Source organism: Polaribacter sp., assembly GCF_039939415.1.
Lineage (GTDB): Bacteria > Bacteroidota > Bacteroidia > Flavobacteriales > Flavobacteriaceae > Polaribacter.
Genome location: NZ_JBDVJE010000069.1, coordinates 1 through 19,600 on the forward strand (window position 1 = coordinate 1; position 19,600 = coordinate 19,600).

A 19,600-nucleotide genomic window follows, 5' to 3' on the forward strand; every position below is an offset into this window, starting at 1 on the left:
AGTTTTGTTTTCTATTAATATGTTGGTGTCCTTTTTTGGAGGTGTATTAGGATTGATTTTTACAAAAAAGATGATTTCTAAAATGAATAAATAAGTTTATAAATAATCAAACATTAGTGGGTTTGATTATTTTTTGTACATTTGTTAACCAATTGGTTGAACTAATTAGTTAATAATGAAAAATAAGAAAAACGAAAACACTGAAAGTCTAATTTTAGAAGCTGCAAAATCCATTTTTCAAACAAAAGGAATGAACGGTGCTCGTATGCAAGAAATTGCAAATAAAGCAAGCATAAATAAAGCAATGTTGCATTATTATTATAGAAGTAAACAATTGCTTTTTGAAGCGGTTTTTAAAAATGCATTTTCCTTATTAGCACCTCAATTAAACACGATTTTAAATGATGATTCTTCGATAGAAGAGAAGGTTAGGAACTTTTGTTCTAATTACATTTCGTTTATCATAAAGCATCCTTATTTACCAAATTTTATAATTCAAGAATTGAATAGAAATCCAAATTTTATCCTAAAAATGAAAGATAATATTGGTTTTCCTAATACAGAGAAGTTTAAAAAACAGGTTGTTTTAGAAATAGAAAAAGGAATTATAAAACCCATAAAAGGTGAGCAGTTATTTATAAATATAATGGCGTTAAATGTATTTCCTTTTGTAGCAAAACCATTAATTCAAACTTTAATTGATGTTGAAGATGAAGAGTTTGAACAAATAGTAGAAGAACGTAAAACTGAAGTTGCAGATTTTATTATTAATTCAATAAAAAAATAAGATGAAAAAAATAGTATTCATTTTAATAGTAACACTTAGTTTTTCTGCATTTTCGCAAGAAAACGTAACACTTAATGAGTGTTATCAATTGGTAGAAAAGAACTATCCTTTGATAAAACAACATCAATTATTAGAAAATCAGCATCAAATAGGTACAGAAATTATTTCGAATTCAAAATTGCCTCAATTTAATATTGATGCACAAGTAACGTATCAATCAGATGTTATTGAACTTCCTGCAGCAATGTCTAGCATTGAACCGCAAAATAAAGATCAATATCGTGCAACGTTTTCAATAAACCAGCTTATTTATAATGGTGGTTTAACGGATGCTAATTTAAAAATAAAACAAGGGCAGTTAAAAACGAAGCAAAAACAGATTGATGCAAATATCTATCAATTAAAAACACAAATTAATCAGCTGTATTTTTCAATTCTTTTAACGCAAGAATCTTTCAAATTATTAGAAGCAAAAGAACTTCAATTACAATCTAAGCTAAAGGAAGTGAAATCTGGTATTAAATACGGAACATTATTACCTGCTTCAGATAGTGTTTTAGAAGCTGAATTGTTGAAAATTAAACAACAATTTATTGAAGTTGAAAGTAGAAAATCATCTTTAATAGAAACGTTATCAAGTTTGATAGGGAAACCTTTTAACAGTTTAACAAAATTTGAAAAACCTTTAATTAGAGCGCAATTACAAAACGAAATAAACAGACCAGAATTAGAATTATTTCAATTGAAGAAAGAAGAGGTGAATAACTATGAATCACTTATTTATAAGAAAAACTTACCGAAATTAAATGGTTTTGCAACAGGTGGTTATGGAAACCCAGGATTAAATATGCTTGATAATTCTTTTCAAACATTTTATACAGTTGGCGTTAAATTACATTGGAATGTTTTTGATTGGAATACCAATAAAAAAAAGAAAGAAGTAGTTGCAATAAATAAAGATTTTATAGAAAACGAAACTGAAGTTTTTAAACTAAATACCAATATAGAATTGAATAAACAGCAAAAGGAAATTGAAAAGATTTCAGCGTTTATAAATTCTGATATAGAGATTATAAAACTTCGTAAAAAGGTATTGAATACTTTAGAGTCTCAACTTAAAAATGGAGTGATTACTTCTTCTGTATATGTTACTGAATTCACTAATTTATTTGAAGCAGAAAACACCTTGTTAAAACACAGAATACAAATAGAATTAGCAAAAGCAAATTACAATACTATAAAAGGATAATAAATATTTAAAAATGAAAAATTACCAATATATATTAGGAGTAGGCATTATAATTTTCAGCTTGTTTTCTTGCGGAAAAGACAATGGAAAATCAGATGGTTATGGGAATTTTGAAGCGACAGAAATAACTATTTCAGCAGAAAATAACGGGAAATTAATTCAGTTTTCTATTGATGAAGGTGATAAACTTAAAAAAGATCAATTTGTAGGTTTTATAGATACAGTACAATTGGCTTTAAAACGCGAACAATTAGTCGTTTCTAAATCTGTAGTTAGTTCGAAATCTAAAGGAGTTTTATCACAGATTTCTGTGCTAAAATCAAAATTAAAGACTGCTAAAATTAATAAAATTAGAATAGAAAATTTAATTAGAGATAACGCAGGTACTCAAAAACAATTAGATGATGTTTCTGGAGAAATGGATGTTATAAAAAGTCAAATTAGAAGTGTCGAAATTCAGAACGCTCCTGTTGTCAACGAATTAAAAAATATTGATGTTCAATTAAAACAAATTGATGATCAAATTAAAAAAAGTAAGATTATTAATCCTGTTAGTGGAACAGTTTTAACCAAATACGCAGAGCCAAATGAAATTACTGCTTTTGGAAAACCTTTATATAAAATTGCAGATCTAAGTAATATGGTATTACGTGTTTATGTAAGTGAAACGCAATTATCAGATATTAAAATAGGACAAGAAGTTAGCGTTAAAATTGATGGAGTTGATGCAATGAAATCTTATAAAGGAGTTGTTAGTTGGGTTTCTTCTGAAGCAGAATTTACACCAAAAATTATTCAAACAAAAGAAGAAAGAGTTGCGTTGGTGTATGCGGCAAAAATTAATGTTGTAAACGATGGAAGTTTAAAAATAGGGATGCCTGCAGAAATGTGGATAACAGCTGCAGAATGAGTATTAAAATAACAAACATATCAAAATCTTATAAAAAAGTAAATGCTTTAGAAAACATTTCTTTTGAGGTGAAACCTGGTGAGCTTTTTGGTCTAATTGGTCCTGATGGAGCAGGTAAAACAACGCTTTTTAGAATTTTAACCACGCTTTTAATTGCAAATGAAGGAACAGCAAGTGTTGCTGGTTTTGATGTAATTAAAGATTATAAAAGTATAAGAAAGAATGTTGGTTATATGCCTGGGAAATTTTCATTGTATCAAGATTTAACGGTTGAAGAGAATTTAGATTTTTTTGCAACTATTTTTGGAACAACTATTGAAGAAAATTACGATTTAATAAAAGATATTTATATTCAAATAGAACCTTTTAAAGATCGTAGAGCAGGAAAACTTTCTGGTGGAATGAAGCAGAAATTGGCTTTATGTTGTGCGTTAATTCATAAACCAAAAGTGTTGTTTTTAGATGAACCAACAACAGGAGTTGATCCTGTTTCTAGAAAAGAGTTTTGGGAAATGTTGAAGCGTTTACAGAAAAAATATATTACAATTTTGGTTTCTACACCATATATGGATGAAGCTGCTTTATGTGATAGAATTGCATTAATTCAAGATGGAGAAATCCTTGAAATTGATACGCCAGAAGCTATTGTAAAACATTATCCACAACCAATTTATAACGTAAGTGCAAATAATATGTACCAGTTAATAAATTGTTTAAATGATTTTGAACCGAATCACAGTGTGTATCCTTTTGGTGAATTTGTACATTATACAGATAGTAGGTCTGATTTTAATCCAACGGAGTTGGAAACCTATTTAGAATCTAAAAATCTATCTAATATTAAAATAGAAAGAACAGTAGCAACGATTGAGGATACCTTTATGGAATTAGCAAAATAGATGTCAGTTCTAGCGCAATCGAGAACTATAAAGACATCTCGACTGAGCTCGATGAGACAATAATATAATATGAAAAATATTAATAAAGTCATACAAGTAGAAGGATTAACCAAAATGTTTGGTGATTTTACGGCTGTAAACGCGATTACGTTTGAGGTTGAAAAAGGAGAAATTTTTGGCTTTTTAGGAGCCAATGGGGCAGGTAAAACAACTGCAATGAAAATGTTAATAGGTATTTCTACTCCTTCATCAGGTAAAGCAAATGTTGCAGGTTTTGATGTGTATACACAAGCAGAAGCTATTAAGAAAAACATTGGTTATATGAGTCAGAAGTTTGCGCTTTATGATGATTTAACCGTGAAAGAAAATATTACTTTTTTTGGAGGGATTTATGGTTTGTCAAGAAAACGAATCAAAGAAAAAGCAGCCAGTTTAATAGAAGAGTTAGGCTTGCAAGATGTTGCAAATAAATTAGTAGGCTCTTTACCTTTGGGATGGAAACAAAAATTATCGTTTTCTGTGTCTTTAATTCACAATCCAAAGATTGTTTTTTTAGACGAACCAACTGGTGGAGTAGATCCTATTACAAGGCGTCAGTTTTGGGAGTTAATTTATAAAGCAGCTCACCAAGGAACCACCGTTTTTGTAACTACACATTATATGGACGAAGCAGAATATTGCGATCGTGTTTCTATAATGGTAAATGGAAAAATAGAAGCTTTAGACACGCCAAAAAAATTAAAAGAACAGTTTAATGTTGATAATATGAATGATGTGTTTTTAAAATTAGCTAGAGGATAATAAAATACCCCTTAGAACTGGAACTAAGGTAAAAAAGTGTCCCGCAGATTACGCCGATTTCCGCGGAAAAAGTTTTAAAAAATCTGCGATAATCTGTGCAATTCTCGGGAGAAATAAAAAGAGAAATTATGGAAGAAAAAACAGAAAACGAAATATCATACTTAATCAGAGGAGCAATTTTTAATGTTTACAATGAATTAGGTCCAGGTTTGTTAGAATCTGTATATGAAACTGTTTTAATGTATGAATTGCAGAAACAAGGATTATCAGTTAAAAAGCAAGTGACACTTCCAGTATTTTATGATGGTATTGAATTAGAAATAGGCTTTAGATTAGATTTATTAGTAAATAATAAAGTAATTATCGAAATCAAGTCGGTAGAGACGTTATCTAAAGTACATCATAAACAGGTGCTAACTTATTTAAAAATTTCAGAAATGAAGTTAGGTATTTTAGTGAATTTTAATGTAGATGAAATCACAAAAGGCATTTTTAGAAAAGTAAACGGATTATAAAATGTTTCCCGGAGATTATGCAGATGTTCGCAGAAAAGAAGCAATTAAGAGACACACTGAATAAAAATCTGCGAGAATCTGTGAAATCTGCGAGAGAAAAAAACAAATCCACAGGAGAAAAAATACAAAATGAAAAGATTTATTGGCTTCATAAAAAAGGAATTCTACCATATATTTAGAGATAGACGTTCATTGTTTATTCTATTTGGAATGCCAATTGCCCAAATTTTATTGTTTGGTTTTGCCATTACAAATGAAATTAATAATGTTGATATTGCTATTTTAGATCATTCTAAGGATGCAACAACAAAAGAAATTATCAATAAAATAGCTGCTTCAAAATACTTTAGCATCAATCAATTTATTGAGAAAGAATCTGATATCGAAGTTGTTTTTAAGAAAGGAAAAGTAAAAGCAGTTTTAAATTTTGAAAAAGATTTTAGTAAGAGTCTTATCAAAGAAAATAATGCAAGCATACAAGTAATTACAGATGCTACAGATCCAAATACTGCAAATACGATAACTAATTATGTAAATGCGATTCTTCAAAGTTATTTAAAGGAACAGAATAAAAGTGTCTCGCAAGTTTATCAAATTGTACCACAAACACATATGGTTTACAATCCAGAATTAAAAAGTGTGTATATGTTTGTTCCTGGTGTTATGACAATTATTTTAATGCTTGTTTCTGCAATGATGACTTCTATTTCCATCACCAAAGAAAAAGAATTAGGTACGATGGAAATTTTATTAGTATCACCATTAAAACCGTTTCAAGTAATTGTAGGGAAAGTGTTTCCTTATATTTTTCTCTCTATAATTAATGCTATTGTTATCATTGTTCTGAGTATATTTATTTTTAAAATGCCAGTTCAAGGAAGTCTATTTTTATTAGGAATGGAAAGTGTTTTGTTCATTATAACAGCTTTGGCATTGGGTATTTTAATCTCAACAATTTCTGCAACACAACAAACAGCAATGATGATTTCTTTAATGGGATTAATGCTACCAGTAATATTACTTTCTGGATTTATTTTCCCGATTACAAGTATGCCTTTACCATTGCAAGTGATTAGTAATATTATACCGGCCAAATGGTTTATCATTATAATTAAAGCCATAATGTTAAAAGGAGTTGGACTTCAATTTGTGTGGAAAGAGACTTTAATTTTAATTGGAATGACAGTGTTTTTTATTGGGTTGAGTGTTAAGAAATATAAAATTAGACTGGAATAAAAAAGTGAGCAGTTTTCAGTCTGCAGTGGGCAGAAAACTAGGTAATTAATAAAGAAATAGTGATTATAAATTTAAAATAGATTTCCACTATCGTGGGAAATAATATGAAAACAATTCTATACATTATACAAAAAGAGTTTAAACAAATCTTTAGAAATAAAGGAATGTTGCCAATCATTTTTGTAATGCCTTTAATTCAGCTGATGATTTTATCAAATGCTGCAACTTTTGATGTTAAAAACATAAAGTTTGGGTATGTAGATAATGATCATACATCAACATCTAGAGCGTTAATCGAAAAATTTAATGCTTCAACTTACTTTAATGTTTTAACAGATTTTTCTTCAGAAAAATTAGCGAGTCAAGCAATGTTAAATGGAGAAGTTGATGTTATTTTAGAAGTTCCATTATCTTTTGAACAAGATTTTTTAAAAGAAAAAAAAGCAGCTTTAGGTGTTACTATTAATGCAATTGATGGTACTGCAGCAGGTATTGAAAATGTGTATCTAACTCAGATTATTCAACGTTTTAATAAAGAGTTAAAAATTGATGTTTCTCAATTTGGTCAAATTCAAAATCAACCAATACAAATTACTACAATTCCTTCCTTTTGGTACAATAAAACGCTGAATTATAAAACATTTATGGTTCCTGGGATTTTAGTTTTGTTGGTTACAATGATTACGCTTTTCCTTTCTGGGATGAATATTGTAAGAGAAAAAGAAATAGGAACATTAGAGCAAATTAATGTAACGCCAATTAAGAAAAGTCAATTTATAATCGGAAAATTATTCCCCTTTTTAGTTTTGGGTTTAGCTATTTTAAGTATTGGATTAATAATAGCAAAAGTTGTTTTTAATGTACCAATGGTTGGTAGTTTACTATTGATGTATTTATATACAACTATTTATATTTTGGTTGTTTTGGGTATTGGTTTATTCATTTCTAACTTTACAGATACACAGCAACAAGCAATGTTTATTGCCTGGTTTTTTATGGTGATTTTCATTTTAATGAGCGGATTATTTACACCAATTGAAAGTATGCCTAAATGGGCACAAACGATAACCGATTTTAATCCAATCAAATATTTTGTTGAGGTGATGCGAATGGTAATGTTGAAAGGTTCTGGTCTTATAGATATTCTTCCACAGTTATTAAAAACATTAATATATGCTGTTATTATGAATGGATTAGCTGTATGGAGTTATAAGAAAACTAACTAGTGCTGTGTAACTAAAGTTACTGTAAGTTTATATTAAAAATAGAATCTTTACAGAGTAATTGTAAGGTGATCTAAGTCATTTTATATTATGCTTTCTAAAGTAATTTTGTTAATGTAAAATTAAATTAAATGTCTAAAGTAGTCATTTTAGGAGCGGGAATTTCTGGTCATGTAGCAGCTTCTCATTTAAGGAGAAAGTTGTCTAAAAAACACGAAGTTGTTGTGGTTTCTCCAAATAGTAATTATCAATGGATTCCATCTAATATTTGGGTAGGAATTGGTAGAATGAAATCAGAAAAAATCTTATTTCCCTTAGCGCCTTTATATAAAAAGAAAGGTATTGGTTACAAACAAGCTAAAGCAATTTCCTTTTTTCCTGAAGGTGATAAAAAGGAAGTAAAACCTTATGTTTTGGCTGAATATGTAGTTGGAGAAAACAAAGGAACTCAAGAAAAAGTAACCTACGATTACTTGATAAATGCTACAGGTCCAAAATTAAATTTTGAAGCAACTAAAGGATTAATTCCTGGAGAAAACAAAACTTATTCAGTTTGTACTTATACACATGCAGATCATGCTTGGGATGGATTAAAAAACCTAATCCAAGAAATGAAAAATGGTAAAAAAGCCAAAATTTTAATTGGTACAGGTCATGCAAAATCTACTTGTCAAGGTGCAGCTTTTGAGTATATTTTAAATGTAGAACAAGAATTACACAAACATAATGTACGTGATATGGCAGAAATCACATGGATTTCTAACGAATATCAATTAGGTGATTTTGGTATGGATGGAATGCTTCTAAGTTATGGTTCTATGACTATGAAATCGAATGAAATGGTCGAAATGATTTTTGAAGACAGAGGCATTAAATGGATACTTGGAGCAGGAGTTAATAAAATTGAAGATGGGTTAGCTTATTATGAAAACTTAGAAGGAGAACATAAAACAGAAACCTATGATTTTGCGATGTTAATTCCGGCTTTTTCTGGTCACGGATTTAAAGCATATGATAAGAATGAAAAAGACATAACAGAAAAACTATTTAAAGGTTTTATGCTTGTTGATGCAGATTATACATCAAAACCTTATAAAGAATGGTCTGTTAAAGATTGGCCAGAAACGTATCAAAATCCAAGTTATAAAAACATTTTTGCACCAGGAATTGCTTTTGCACCTCCTCATGCAATATCAAAACCTAGAAAAAGTAAAAACGGAACCGCAATTTCTCCTGCTCCACCAAGAACAGGAATGCCTTCTGGAATTACAGCAAAATTAGTGGCAGATAATATTATAGATTCTATTAAAAAAGGAAAAGAATCATTGCATCATAAAGGATCTATGGGGAATATGGGAGCAGCATGTATTGCATCTGCAGGTTATGGCTTAACTTCTGGAAGTGGAGTAAGTATTACAACATTTCCTATTGTACCAGATTATGAGAAATACCCAAATACGCAAGGTAGAAAATTAGGAAAAACCTTTGGTGAAATTGGTTTAGCTGGTCATTGGTTAAAACTAGCATTGCATTATGCATTTATTTACAAAGCTAAAATGCGTCCATTTTGGTGGTTAATTCCTGAATAAAAAACATAAAATTATGACTCAAAGAATATCAAAATATCAAAGATTTAAAATGATGAATCCTATCATTCAGTTCTTCAAATTCATTTATTTAAGTATAAAAATAATGATTGTTGTTGCTGGAGGACATGGTGGAACTAGAAAAGTAAACTGATGTGGTTGTCAGTTTTGGTCGGTTAAGGTGTTTACGGTTTAACATCTTAAAAAAAAGAGAGCTTATTGCTCTCTTTTTTATTTTTAACATGTAACATAGGTTACAGACTACAATTTATTCTCACCATACTTTTGTACCAGATAATTATAAGATAGATGAAAAATACAATATACATATTTATATTTCTTTTGTTTGCAAGAACTTTGTCTTTACAAGCACAAGAAATTAAACCAATTACTAAAGCAGAAGTTTTAGCTAAAGTTTCAGAAAACAATGCAACGATTCAAATTTCTGAGGAAGAGTTTAATGCAGCAAAAGCAGATTACAGACAGACTAATGCGGTGTTTTTGCCAAACATTACTGCAAGTCACACAGGTATTTCTACCACAAATCCTTTAATGGCTTTTGGATCTAAATTAAATCAGGAAATATTAACACAAAATGATTTTAATCCATCATTGTTAAATGATCCATCAGTTACTAGAAGTTTTGCAACAAAGATTGAGGTTCAGCAGCCACTTATCAATTTGGATGGTTTTTATCAACGAAAAGCAGCTAAATCTAAAATGGAAGCAATGTCTTTAAAGACAGAAAGAACAAGAGATTATATGGTTTTTGAAGTTGATAAAGCTTATATGCAATTACAATTAGCATACAAAGCTGTTGAAGTTTTAGAAAAAGCGTTAGAAACTGCAAATGCCAATAAAAAAATGGCAGATAATAGTTTTAACGAAGGTTTTTTACAGCGAGCTGATGTTTTAAATGTTGAGGTGCGAGTTACAGAAGTTAAAAACCAATTGCAAACCGCCAAAAGTAATGTGCAAAATGCTTCTAATTATTTGTCTTTTTTGATGAATGATAAAACCTATGTTGTATACAAACCAACAGAAAATTTATCGGTTGCAAGTTTAAATATTGCAGACAAAAATATTTCTGAAAATAGAAGTGACATTAAAGCAATGGAACTTGCTTTAAAAGGTTTTGAAGCAATGAATAAAGCAGATAAAATGGCTTTTTTACCAAGGTTAAATGCTTTTGGTAGTTATGAAATGTATGACAATAAAGTCTTTCAAGGTGATGCAAATGGTTATTTAATTGGTGCACAATTAAGTTGGGATATTTTTCAAGGCTCTAAACGTTTTGGAAAAGCACAAAAAAGTAAAGCTGAATTAGAAAAATCGAAGTTAGAATACAACCAATATGTGTCTAAAAGTAATTTAGAATTAAACAAAGTAAAACGTCAGTTAATTGATGTAAAAAACAAATTAGACTTAACAAGTTTAGCTGTAGAGCAATCTAAAGAATCATTAAGAATAAGAAAAAATAGATTTAAAGAAGGTTTAGAAAAAACTTCAGATTTATTACAAGCAGAAACTCAGTTTTTACAAAAACAATTAGAATATAATCAAACAATTTTTGAGTATAATTTTACACAAACTTATTTAGAATTTTTAACAAAGAAATAAAACCTCTCGATTGCGCTCGAGGAGACATCATTTTGTCTAGTGGAGAGCAGTCGAAACCTAAAAAATAAAATCCATACAAATGAGAAAATATATTTACATAATCGCGTTATTTTCAGCTTCAATATTTCTAACAAGTTGTGGTAGTGAAGATAAAAAAGCAGTTACAGATAATTCGCCAGCAATTAAAGTTGTGGTAAATAAAATTACAGAAAATAGTAACAATCCATTTTTGTCTGTAAGCGGAAAAATACAAGCTACAAATAGTGCAGATTTAAGTACAAGAATGATGGGCTTTGTTAAAAAAGTACACGTAAATGTTGGTGATAAAGTTAAAAAAGGTCAAATATTAGTTTCTATTAATAATAGCGATTTAGAAGCTAAAAAAGCACAAGTAAATGCAGGAATTGCACAAGCTCAAGCGGCTTTTAATAACGCAGAAAAAAATTATAATCGTTTTAAAAATTTGTTTGCAAGCAGTAGTGTTTCTCAAAAAGAAATGGATGATATGACTGTTAATTTCGAAATGGCAAAGGCAGGATTAGAATCTGCAAAACAAATGAAAAACGAAATAAATGCACAATTTACATATAGTAATATAACTGCTCCTTTTAGTGGTGTAATTACAAGTAAAAATATAGATAATGGAGATATGGCAAACCCAGGGATGCCTTTAATTAGTTTAGAAGCTCCAAAAGAATTTGAAGTGATTGCTATGGTTCCAGAATCAGAAATTTCTAATATTAAAAAAAGATCAGAGGTTAAAGTATTGGTGAAATCGATAAATAAAACTTTAAAAGGTAAAGTAAGTGAAGTAAGTAGTTCTGCTAAAAATACTGGAGGACAGTTTTTAGTGAAAATAACTTTAGCTAAAACAGATGCTTCCATTTTATCAGGGATGTTTGCTACGGTTCAGTTTCCTGTGGAAAGAAAAACTTCGTGTTCTTCTATGGTTTTAATTCCTACAGAAGCAATTGTTAAAAACGGACAATTGTCTGGTGTTTATACGGTAAGTCAAACGAATACAGCAATGTTACGTTGGTTGCGTTTAGGAAGAACTTATGGTGATAAAGTAGAGGTTTTATCTGGTTTAAATACTGATGAAGCTTATATATTTTCTGCTGAAGGGAAATTATATAATGGTGCTAAAATTACAATTCAATAACTAATTCGTTGCGTTAAGGATAGAAGTGGAAATCCTTTTTTTGCTGCCGTTTATGGCAAAAAAAGATTGAAACGGAAAGCCTGTTAAAACGCCCAAAAATATAAAAGATATGAAAGAAGGTTTAGCTGGAAAAATTGCAAAAGTCTTTATCGGATCGAAATTGACAGTGTTGCTAATGATCGTTTTTATGGTGATTGGTGTGTACAGTTCTTTTTTAATTCCTAGAGAAGAAGAGCCACAAATTGATGTGCCAATGGCAGATATTTTTGTTGGATATCCAGGAGCAAGTCCTACAGAAGTTGAGTCTAGAGTGGTAAAACCTTTAGAGAAATTAATTTCGAATATTAAAGGTGTAGAGTATGTGTATGCTACTGCTATGAATGAAAAAGCAATGGTAATTGTGCAATTTTATGTGGGCGAAGATATTGAGCGTTCGTTTGTAAAGTTGTATAACGAAATTAACAAACACATGGATCAAATGCCAAAAGGAGTTACGTTTCCTTTGGTAAAAACACGTGCTATTGATGATGTGCCAATGTTGGGTTTAACATTGTGGAGTGAAAATTATGACGATTTTCAGTTGAGTCAAATGGCACAAGAATTAGAAACCGAAATTAAAAAAGTAAATGATGTTTCTATTACGCATAAAATTGGTGGAAGAAACCGTCAGTTAAGAGTTGTTTTAGATAAAGACAAGTTAGCCGCAAGCGGATTGGATTTTTTATCGGTTTCTGAAATGATAAAAGCCAATAATACACAATTAACATCGGGTAGTTTTGATAAAAATGATACAGAATTTTTAGTAAATACAGGTAAGTTTTTAACTTCTGTAACAGATGTAGAAAATTTGGTAGTTGGTGTTCAACAGAATCAACCAATTTATTTAAAACAAATTGCAGCGATTGTTGATGGACCAGAAATTCCACAAAATTACGTTTCTCTAGGTTTTGGAAAAGCGAGTGAAAAATCGACTGAATACAAATCAGAATATCCAGCAGTAACTATTTCTGTAGCCAAAAGAAAAGGAGCAGATGCGATGAAAATTGCTGAGATTGTTATTGACAAAGTAGAGCATTTAAGAACTACTTTAATTCCTGATGATGTACACGTAGAAGTAACCAGAAATTACGGTGAAACTGCTTCTCATAAAGTATCAGAATTATTATTACACCTTATAGGGTCTATTTTTGCAGTAACACTTGTGGTAATGCTTGCTATGGGTTGGAGAGGTGGTTTGGTCGTGTTTTTATCGGTGCCAATTACGTTTGCTTTAACCTTGCTAAGCTATTACATGTTAGATTATACGCTGAATAGAATTACGCTTTTCGCATTGGTTTTTGTTACAGGTATTGTGGTGGATGATTCCATTATTATTGCAGAAAACATGCATAGGCATTTTAAAATGAAACGCTTGCCTTTTAAACAAGCCGCTTTATATGCAATTAACGAAGTTGGGAATCCAACCATATTAGCAACATTTACGGTAATAGCTTCTGTTTTACCAATGGCTTTTGTATCTGGTTTAATGGGACCTTATATGGCACCAATGCCAATTGGAGCTTCAATTGCAATGATTTTATCATTATTTGTAGCCTTAACAATTACACCTTATTTAGGATATATTTTCTTAAGAGAAAAAGAGAAAAAAGGATCTGAAGAGAAAAAAGAAAAGCCTTTAGAAGATACTCTAATTTATAGAGTTTACAACAAATTAGAAAGACCATTATTAGAAAATGGAATGAAAAGATGGTTGTTTTTAGGCGGAACATTTGTAGTTTTATTAGCTACAATGGGCTTGTTTTTTACCAATTCTGTTGCTGTAAAAATGTTGCCTTTTGATAATAAAAACGAGTTTCAGGTAGTAATTGATATGCCAGAAGGTACAACTTTAGAAAGAACAGCAGTTGTTACACAAGAAATTGCTCAGTATTTATCTACAAGACCAGAAGTTGTAAATTATCAAAACTATGTTGGTACTTCTGCACCCATTACTTTTAACGGTTTGGTGCGTCATTACGATTTACGTGGGGGATCTAATATGGCAGATATTCAGGTGAATTTGGTTGATAAAGAAGAACGAGATATTCAAAGTCATGGAGTTGCAAAAATATTAAGAGCAGATATTCAGAAGATTGCTGCAAAATACAATGCGAATGTAAAGTTGGTAGAAGTGCCACCAGGACCACCAGTTTTATCTACAATTGTTGCAGAAGTTTATGGACCAGATTACAACGAGCAAATAAGAATTGCAAATGATGTTCAGAATATCTTAAAAAATACTGATGATGTTGTTGATATTGATTGGATGGTTGAAGGTAATCAAACTGAGTATCAATTTGAAATTAACAAAGAAAAAGCAATGTTGTATGGAGTTGCACCACAACAAATTGCTTACACAATGAATATGGCTTTGTCTAACAGATCAATTACAAATTTGTATGATGAAGATGCCGTAAATCAAATAGGTTTGGTGTTGAGTTTAGATGAAAAAGAAAAGTCTACCATTTCGGATATTTCTCAGTTAAGAGTAAAATCAAAACAAGGAAATATGGTTCCGATTGCAGATTTGGTTGAAATTAAAGAAACGATTGCTGAAAAAAGCATTTTTAGAAAAAATCAAAAACGTGTGGTTTATGTAATGGCAGATATGGCTGGCGAATTAGAAAGTCCTGCATATGCAATTTTAGGAATGGAGAAGAAATTGAAAGAAATAAAGCTTCCAGAAGGATATAAGTTGGATGAAATGTATTTAGGTCAGCCAGAATATGAAGACAATTATACGGTAAAATGGGATGGAGAATGGCAAATTACCTTAGAAGTTTTTAGAGATTTAGGAATCGCATTTTTAGGCGCAATCATCTTAATTTATATTTTAATTGTTGGTTGGTTTCAGAACTTTAAAGCACCAGTTGTAATGATGGTTGCCATTCCATTATCATTAATCGGAATTATTTTAGGCCACTGGATTATGGGCGCCTTTTTTACTGCAACTTCTTTTATCGGGATGATTGCTTTGGCAGGAATTATGGTAAGAAATTCTGTTTTATTAATTGATTTTATCAACTTAAGATTAGAAGAAGGAGTGCCATTAAAACAGGCAGCAATAGAAGCAGGAGCAGTTAGAACAACGCCTATTTTATTGACTGCAGGAACTGTAGTAATAGGAGCATTTGTAATTCTTTTTGATCCAATTTTTCAAGGGTTGGCAATTTCTTTAATGGGCGGAACTATTGTTTCAACAGTGTTAACCTTATTGGTGGTGCCATTGGTGTATTATATGATAGAAAAAAAGAATTATAAATAGTTATAGACTGCTCTCGAACAAACATTAAAATAAAAAATCATGAAATTAGTATTAGTTACAGCCGTAGAAGAATTTGAAAAAGAAGTTTTAAAAATCTTCAAAAAAGCAAATATTGAAAATTTTAGTAGCTCTGATATTGATGGGTATAAAAATTCACCTGCATTATTAATGGCTTCTAGTTGGTTTTCTGGTGAAAAAAGTGGTAATGAATCAACAATGTTTTTTTCTTTCACTAATAAAGAGAAAATAGACGATTTATTTATTTTGATAGAAGAGTTTAATAACAATTTAGAAACCAATAACCCTTTAAAAGCGATTGTTGTTCCTGTAGAAAGATTTATATAATTAATAAAAATATAGAAAATATGTTAAATAAATATTTTAGAGTAATAGTTGGTGTAATGGTTTTGTTAATGGTTGCGTTAACTTATTATATTAGTATAAACTGGTTGTGGTTTGGAGTTTTTATTGGTTTAAATATGATTCAATCTGCATTTACAAAATGGTGTTTATTAGAAACTATTTTAGTGAAATTTGGTGTTAAAAAAGAAGGAGGTTCTTGTTCTTCTTGTTAAAGTACAGTTTTATTAACCATTTACAAAAAAAAGAGGCTGACATCTGTTAAGAAGTGCCCTTTTTTAAGAATTATAAATCATTTATAGTTATATTTTTTTGATTAAAAAAAAAGAGTAACAAAAAAGGGCATCTATAGTAAGTGATGCCCTAATTTATTGCTAAAAAATCACTTTCTACATAAAGGATCTAAACCAATAGTTCCGTTTAATTGTTCTATATATTTAGGAGATTTAACTTGTTCTAAACGTTGTTTAACTTGTTCTAAACGTTCTTTAATATTCATTTCTACTACTAATTTATCATTGCTTGAGTATGAAATAAAATCTTCTAAATATTGAATTTGTTTTGTGTAAAAAGCAACGTCTTTTTGTTGTTTTAATTCTAATCTTTCTTTGTACCAATCACTATTTACAACATAATCTCTATTAAAGTATTTTCTTAACTCAGGATCACTGATGTCTTTACCTTCATAGTTTCCATAAGCCATAATGTTTAAAAGAATTTTTAAAGGAGGGGTTGCAGCTTCAATACTTCCGTCTTCAAAATAGTTTAATGCAACTTTTTGTTGAGCTTCAGTAATGTTTTTAATTCCGTCTACATAGTCTTCTAAACCTTGTAATTCTGGTTTTAACATTCTTTCGCTAAATACAGCAGTAGGTTCATCAAAAATTCTACTCATACATCTATAAGAGAATTTTTTAGTAATTCTGTATCCTAATCTGCTAGCTAAAATAGTTTCACCTTCGTATTCAAAATCTTCTATTTTTTCTAGCGCTCCTTTTCTAATTAAGAAATTAGGGTCTCTATCTTTAGGCTCTAATCTTGCCCAAATTTCTGGAATTAATAAACTAACATCATGGTCTATTTTGTTTTCTGCACCTATATAACCTGCAGCAGTACTAAATCCGTGAGATTCTGTTAATATGTGTGATAATAAAGCATTATTTAAATCTGTTGTTGGTGTTAACATGTTAAATGGTGCTTTTGTTAAAGCGCCTTCAGAACCAGCTCCTGTTGTAGATGGAGATTTACCTGTTAAACTACAGATAAAGTCCATAAATAACTCTGGAGTTTCTTGGTAATGTATAGGGTTGTAAACTGCTAAAGGTCTAATACCATTTGCTTTATCTACAGGATTGTTTCTTCTACCTGGTAAAACAGCATTTACAACATTATTTAATGGGTCTTTAAGAGACATTTGTCTTACTAAACGAACTCCAATATCTGCTAAATAAGTAGCTTCAGTTTCGTTAATAAACTTATTAGGTTCTAGATAACGTGGGTTTTTAGTAGGTTCTCCATTTACAATTCTTGTATGAGAAGGTACTACAAAATATTCTTCAGGTTTATCGCTTTTTACAATTCCTTCAATAAAATCTTGTACAGGTTGTGTGTATTTATCAAAATTAATAGTGTCTTCGTATAAAGCAATTGCATCTTCTTTTTTAAGTAATTCATAATTAGTTAAAAAACGTCCATCTGTAACTAAATCTAATTCTGCACCTTTATCATAACCTCTTACTACTGCCTCATCTGGTCTTTGAAATAAATGAGCTTCACAGTTTGTAAGAACCTTTAAGCTTTTATTTTTAAACTCTGGGTTTAAATTATCTAATCTATGTCTTGGTACAGTTATAGATGCTGTAATGTCATCTTCTGTTTGAATTTTTTCACTTGGAGAAAAATCAGAGCGTAATTTATTTAACATCCAGTTTCCTTCTGGGTTAAAACCAATACGAACATAACTACCAACTACAGGAGTATTGTTGTATAATAGACCAGTACCTTTTTGTCCGTTAATTACTTCTACAGACATGTACTTTTTCCAGTTTAAACCTCCATGTGCTTGTCTATATAAACGCTTTACAAATAAAACTAAAGAACGAATATGAACAGGAATGTTTTTTAACATTTCATTATATTCATCTGAATTTTGATCTGATGGTGTTAATAATCTTACTGCAGAACTTAAAGATCTTTCTTCACTTAAAAATGATCTAGAAATAGGTCTGTTAGGATCTTTTATTTTCCAACGATTTGAATAAACGAATTCTATAATTTCATCTGCTTTTTTGAAATCTTCTTCTATGTTTTGGATGTTAAAATTACTATATGTAATTGCATTTTGCATCGATTTAGAAATTTCAGATTTTCCTCCACCAGAAACAGTACATGGTTTATGACAGAAAACACCTTCTGCAAACGTATCTACAATTCTCCATAAATCAATTGATTTATGTTTTTCTAATTTAAACTTATTTCCTGTTGGGTGAACGTATGTTTTATATGGAGATAAAGTTAATTTTTGCTCTTTACTATTGTGTGTCCATGTAATACTATTTGTGTTGGTATTTACATAAGAAAACTCTGGAATATAAATAATGTTAGGGTACTTTTTATCGATAGCGTAATTTTCTGGCATTACTTTAATGGTATCACCTAAAAGTTGTTTAACACCCTCAAAAGTATGTTTAAAATTATGAAACTCAGAATAGTCTTTACCATCTAAAGTGTCTCCCATTACTCTTCTTGCAAAAGCAATTGCACCCCCAGCATGTTCTTCTTCAACTAAACCAAATAAGTTAGCAGAGTAACTAATTTGAGTTTTAATTTCTTTTTTAGAATACCCATAATAATTGTCTGCAATTAAAGTAATTACAACGCCTCTATCATCTCTACAAGTAATTTTAAATGCGCCTCCATTATTATAAAGTTCGTTTTCATCTTTCCAACACATTCCGTCTTTTTTCTGACGTTCAGTAGCGTCATCAAAATGAGGTAAACCTACTTCTTTCTTTTTAAGTTTAAGTAATTGTGGAGCTAATACGATACAACCAGTATGTCCTGTCCAATGTTCAGTATCTAAGGCAGCATCATTATGTGCTAAATTAGGATCACCTGCATTTCCAAAAATAGATTCAACAAAATCTAAATTGCTTACTAAGTTTCCTGGTACAAAAAATCTAACTTCTAAAGATTTTTCAGAAATAACTCCTTTAACTTCAGGACAAACTATTGGTCTTAATAGCATAGAAACCATTACTTTGGCTTGGTCTTTTTGGTTTGATGTAAAAGGTAGGTTTTTTAATTCATCAGAAGGATTAAATGCAGCATTTAAGAAATGGGCAAATACTATTTTGGGTACTTCAAATTTATCTAAAGGTACAGGTAAATCTCCTTCTACAATATGAAAAGTACCTTTAGTTGTTCTTTTATCGTGTAAAGGGTTATTTAAAATACCTTGTTTTACTCTATTTGTGGTAACTAAATCACTTTTAAAAGAATCTCCGTCTGGAGGTAAACTTATTTCTCTTGCTTGTCCTTTTTTAGATAAGATTAAAGTATCATTAGGTACTATAATTGGCTTATCTATAGAAACTTCTTTTAGGTAATCGTTTATAAATTGTTGAATTCTAGCATCTACAGGAGAATGATGATTAGATAATAATCTTGATTTTTCTTGTAAACTTCTAATAAGTCCACTTGTTAGTTCTTCAAATTTAGGATCTAAAAATTTTTCAGTACTATCTGGTTTATCTTTAAAAGTTGGTTGCCCTAAAGATGCTAAACGTAAGTTAATAAACTGAACAATGTCTTTTCTGTTTTCTTGCATGGTGTTTCGCTTGATTATGTTAAATTCCATGCCAAAATTAAAACATAGATTCTTTTTAAAACCTAATAAATATCATGTTTATGTTAAAATTTAACGAATACGATTTAGGGAAAACACAA

General features: G+C 30.1%; 16 protein-coding genes. 15 read left to right on the forward strand and 1 reads right to left on the reverse strand.

What is annotated here, in order from left to right:
- Positions 1 to 175 precede the first annotated feature (175 nt).
- The 15 genes from ABJG40_RS11125 to ABJG40_RS11195 all read left to right on the forward strand — a co-directional run bounded on the left by ABJG40_RS11125 (position 176) and on the right by ABJG40_RS11195 (position 15,867).
- Positions 176 to 787 (forward strand): TetR/AcrR family transcriptional regulator, encoded by a 612-nt coding sequence (locus ABJG40_RS11125; protein WP_348024652.1) that lies wholly within the window; start codon positions 176 to 178, stop codon positions 785 to 787.
- Between the two features lies 1 nt (position 788).
- The gene (locus ABJG40_RS11130; RefSeq protein WP_348024653.1) at positions 789 to 2,036 is read left to right on the forward strand and encodes a TolC family protein; all 1,248 of its coding nucleotides are present in this window, start codon (positions 789 to 791) and stop codon (positions 2,034 to 2,036) included.
- 13 nt (positions 2,037 to 2,049) lie between these two features.
- A complete protein-coding gene (locus ABJG40_RS11135; RefSeq protein WP_348024654.1) occupies positions 2,050 to 2,946 on the forward strand; it encodes an HlyD family efflux transporter periplasmic adaptor subunit in 897 nt (298 codons plus the stop codon).
- The gene (locus ABJG40_RS11140; protein WP_348024655.1) at positions 2,943 to 3,845 is read left to right on the forward strand and encodes an ABC transporter ATP-binding protein; all 903 of its coding nucleotides are present in this window, start codon (positions 2,943 to 2,945) and stop codon (positions 3,843 to 3,845) included. The genes ABJG40_RS11135 and ABJG40_RS11140 overlap by 4 nt, the downstream gene beginning before the upstream one ends.
- A 69-nt stretch (positions 3,846 to 3,914) precedes the next feature.
- Positions 3,915 to 4,646 (forward strand): ABC transporter ATP-binding protein, encoded by a 732-nt coding sequence (locus ABJG40_RS11145; protein WP_348024656.1) that lies wholly within the window; start codon positions 3,915 to 3,917, stop codon positions 4,644 to 4,646.
- Between the two features lie 128 nt (positions 4,647 to 4,774).
- Entirely contained in the window at positions 4,775 to 5,161 is a 387-nt protein-coding gene (locus ABJG40_RS11150; protein ID WP_348024657.1) for a GxxExxY protein, read from the forward strand.
- Between the two features lie 129 nt (positions 5,162 to 5,290).
- The gene (locus tag ABJG40_RS11155) at positions 5,291 to 6,397 is read left to right on the forward strand and encodes an ABC transporter permease (RefSeq protein ID WP_348024658.1); all 1,107 of its coding nucleotides are present in this window, start codon (positions 5,291 to 5,293) and stop codon (positions 6,395 to 6,397) included.
- A 104-nt stretch (positions 6,398 to 6,501) separates the two neighbouring features.
- Positions 6,502 to 7,623: an ABC transporter permease gene (locus ABJG40_RS11160; RefSeq protein WP_348024659.1), complete on the forward strand. Its 1,122-nt coding sequence runs from the start codon at positions 6,502 to 6,504 to the stop codon at positions 7,621 to 7,623.
- A 128-nt stretch (positions 7,624 to 7,751) separates the two neighbouring features.
- Complete coding sequence (locus ABJG40_RS11165; RefSeq protein WP_348024660.1) at positions 7,752 to 9,209, forward strand: FAD/NAD(P)-binding oxidoreductase; 1,458 nt, start codon at positions 7,752 to 7,754, stop codon at positions 9,207 to 9,209.
- Positions 9,210 to 9,222: 13 nt separating this feature from the next.
- Entirely contained in the window at positions 9,223 to 9,360 is a 138-nt protein-coding gene (locus ABJG40_RS11170; RefSeq protein ID WP_165353716.1) for a hypothetical protein, read from the forward strand.
- Between the two features lie 155 nt (positions 9,361 to 9,515).
- The gene (locus ABJG40_RS11175) at positions 9,516 to 10,826 is read left to right on the forward strand and encodes a TolC family protein (RefSeq protein WP_348024661.1); all 1,311 of its coding nucleotides are present in this window, start codon (positions 9,516 to 9,518) and stop codon (positions 10,824 to 10,826) included.
- A 79-nt stretch (positions 10,827 to 10,905) separates the two neighbouring features.
- Entirely contained in the window at positions 10,906 to 11,988 is a 1,083-nt protein-coding gene (locus tag ABJG40_RS11180) for an efflux RND transporter periplasmic adaptor subunit (RefSeq protein WP_348024662.1), read from the forward strand.
- Positions 11,989 to 12,097: 109 nt separating this feature from the next.
- Entirely contained in the window at positions 12,098 to 15,292 is a 3,195-nt protein-coding gene (locus ABJG40_RS11185; RefSeq protein ID WP_348024663.1) for an efflux RND transporter permease subunit, read from the forward strand.
- A gap of 39 nt (positions 15,293 to 15,331) precedes the next feature.
- Complete coding sequence (locus ABJG40_RS11190) at positions 15,332 to 15,637, forward strand: hypothetical protein (protein ID WP_348024664.1); 306 nt, start codon at positions 15,332 to 15,334, stop codon at positions 15,635 to 15,637.
- A gap of 20 nt (positions 15,638 to 15,657) precedes the next feature.
- On the forward strand, positions 15,658 to 15,867 hold the full coding sequence (locus tag ABJG40_RS11195; RefSeq protein WP_348024665.1) for a DUF2892 domain-containing protein: 210 nt from the start codon (positions 15,658 to 15,660) through the stop codon (positions 15,865 to 15,867).
- A gap of 167 nt (positions 15,868 to 16,034) precedes the next feature.
- On the opposite strand, the gene ABJG40_RS11200 is transcribed toward ABJG40_RS11195, so the two are convergent.
- Positions 16,035 to 19,511, reverse strand: coding sequence for a hypothetical protein (locus ABJG40_RS11200; protein WP_348024666.1), 3,477 nt, complete (start codon positions 19,509 to 19,511; stop codon positions 16,035 to 16,037).
- Between the last annotated feature and the right edge of the window lie 89 nt (positions 19,512 to 19,600).

Excerpts from the sequence above, each read along its gene's own strand:
- ABJG40_RS11150 (WP_348024657.1), top strand. The coding sequence starts at position 4,775 with ATGGAAGAAAAAACAGAAAACGAAATATCATACTTAATCAGAGGAGCA.
- ABJG40_RS11165 (WP_348024660.1), top strand. The coding sequence starts at position 7,752 with ATGTCTAAAGTAGTCATTTTAGGAGCGGGAATTTCTGGTCATGTAGCA.
- ABJG40_RS11170 (WP_165353716.1), top strand. The coding sequence starts at position 9,223 with ATGACTCAAAGAATATCAAAATATCAAAGATTTAAAATGATGAATCCT.
- ABJG40_RS11190 (WP_348024664.1), top strand. The coding sequence starts at position 15,332 with ATGAAATTAGTATTAGTTACAGCCGTAGAAGAATTTGAAAAAGAAGTT.
- ABJG40_RS11145 (WP_348024656.1), top strand. The coding sequence starts at position 3,915 with ATGAAAAATATTAATAAAGTCATACAAGTAGAAGGATTAACCAAAATG.
- ABJG40_RS11155 (WP_348024658.1), top strand. The coding sequence starts at position 5,291 with ATGAAAAGATTTATTGGCTTCATAAAAAAGGAATTCTACCATATATTT.
- ABJG40_RS11160 (WP_348024659.1), top strand. The coding sequence starts at position 6,502 with ATGAAAACAATTCTATACATTATACAAAAAGAGTTTAAACAAATCTTT.
- ABJG40_RS11125 (WP_348024652.1), top strand. The coding sequence starts at position 176 with ATGAAAAATAAGAAAAACGAAAACACTGAAAGTCTAATTTTAGAAGCT.
- ABJG40_RS11130 (WP_348024653.1), top strand. The coding sequence starts at position 789 with ATGAAAAAAATAGTATTCATTTTAATAGTAACACTTAGTTTTTCTGCA.
- ABJG40_RS11175 (WP_348024661.1), top strand. The coding sequence starts at position 9,516 with ATGAAAAATACAATATACATATTTATATTTCTTTTGTTTGCAAGAACT.
- ABJG40_RS11140 (WP_348024655.1), top strand. The coding sequence starts at position 2,943 with ATGAGTATTAAAATAACAAACATATCAAAATCTTATAAAAAAGTAAAT.
- ABJG40_RS11200 (WP_348024666.1), bottom strand. The coding sequence starts at position 19,511 with ATGGAATTTAACATAATCAAGCGAAACACCATGCAAGAAAACAGAAAA.
- ABJG40_RS11135 (WP_348024654.1), top strand. The coding sequence starts at position 2,050 with ATGAAAAATTACCAATATATATTAGGAGTAGGCATTATAATTTTCAGC.
- ABJG40_RS11195 (WP_348024665.1), top strand. The coding sequence starts at position 15,658 with ATGTTAAATAAATATTTTAGAGTAATAGTTGGTGTAATGGTTTTGTTA.
- ABJG40_RS11180 (WP_348024662.1), top strand. The coding sequence starts at position 10,906 with ATGAGAAAATATATTTACATAATCGCGTTATTTTCAGCTTCAATATTT.
- ABJG40_RS11185 (WP_348024663.1), top strand. The coding sequence starts at position 12,098 with ATGAAAGAAGGTTTAGCTGGAAAAATTGCAAAAGTCTTTATCGGATCG.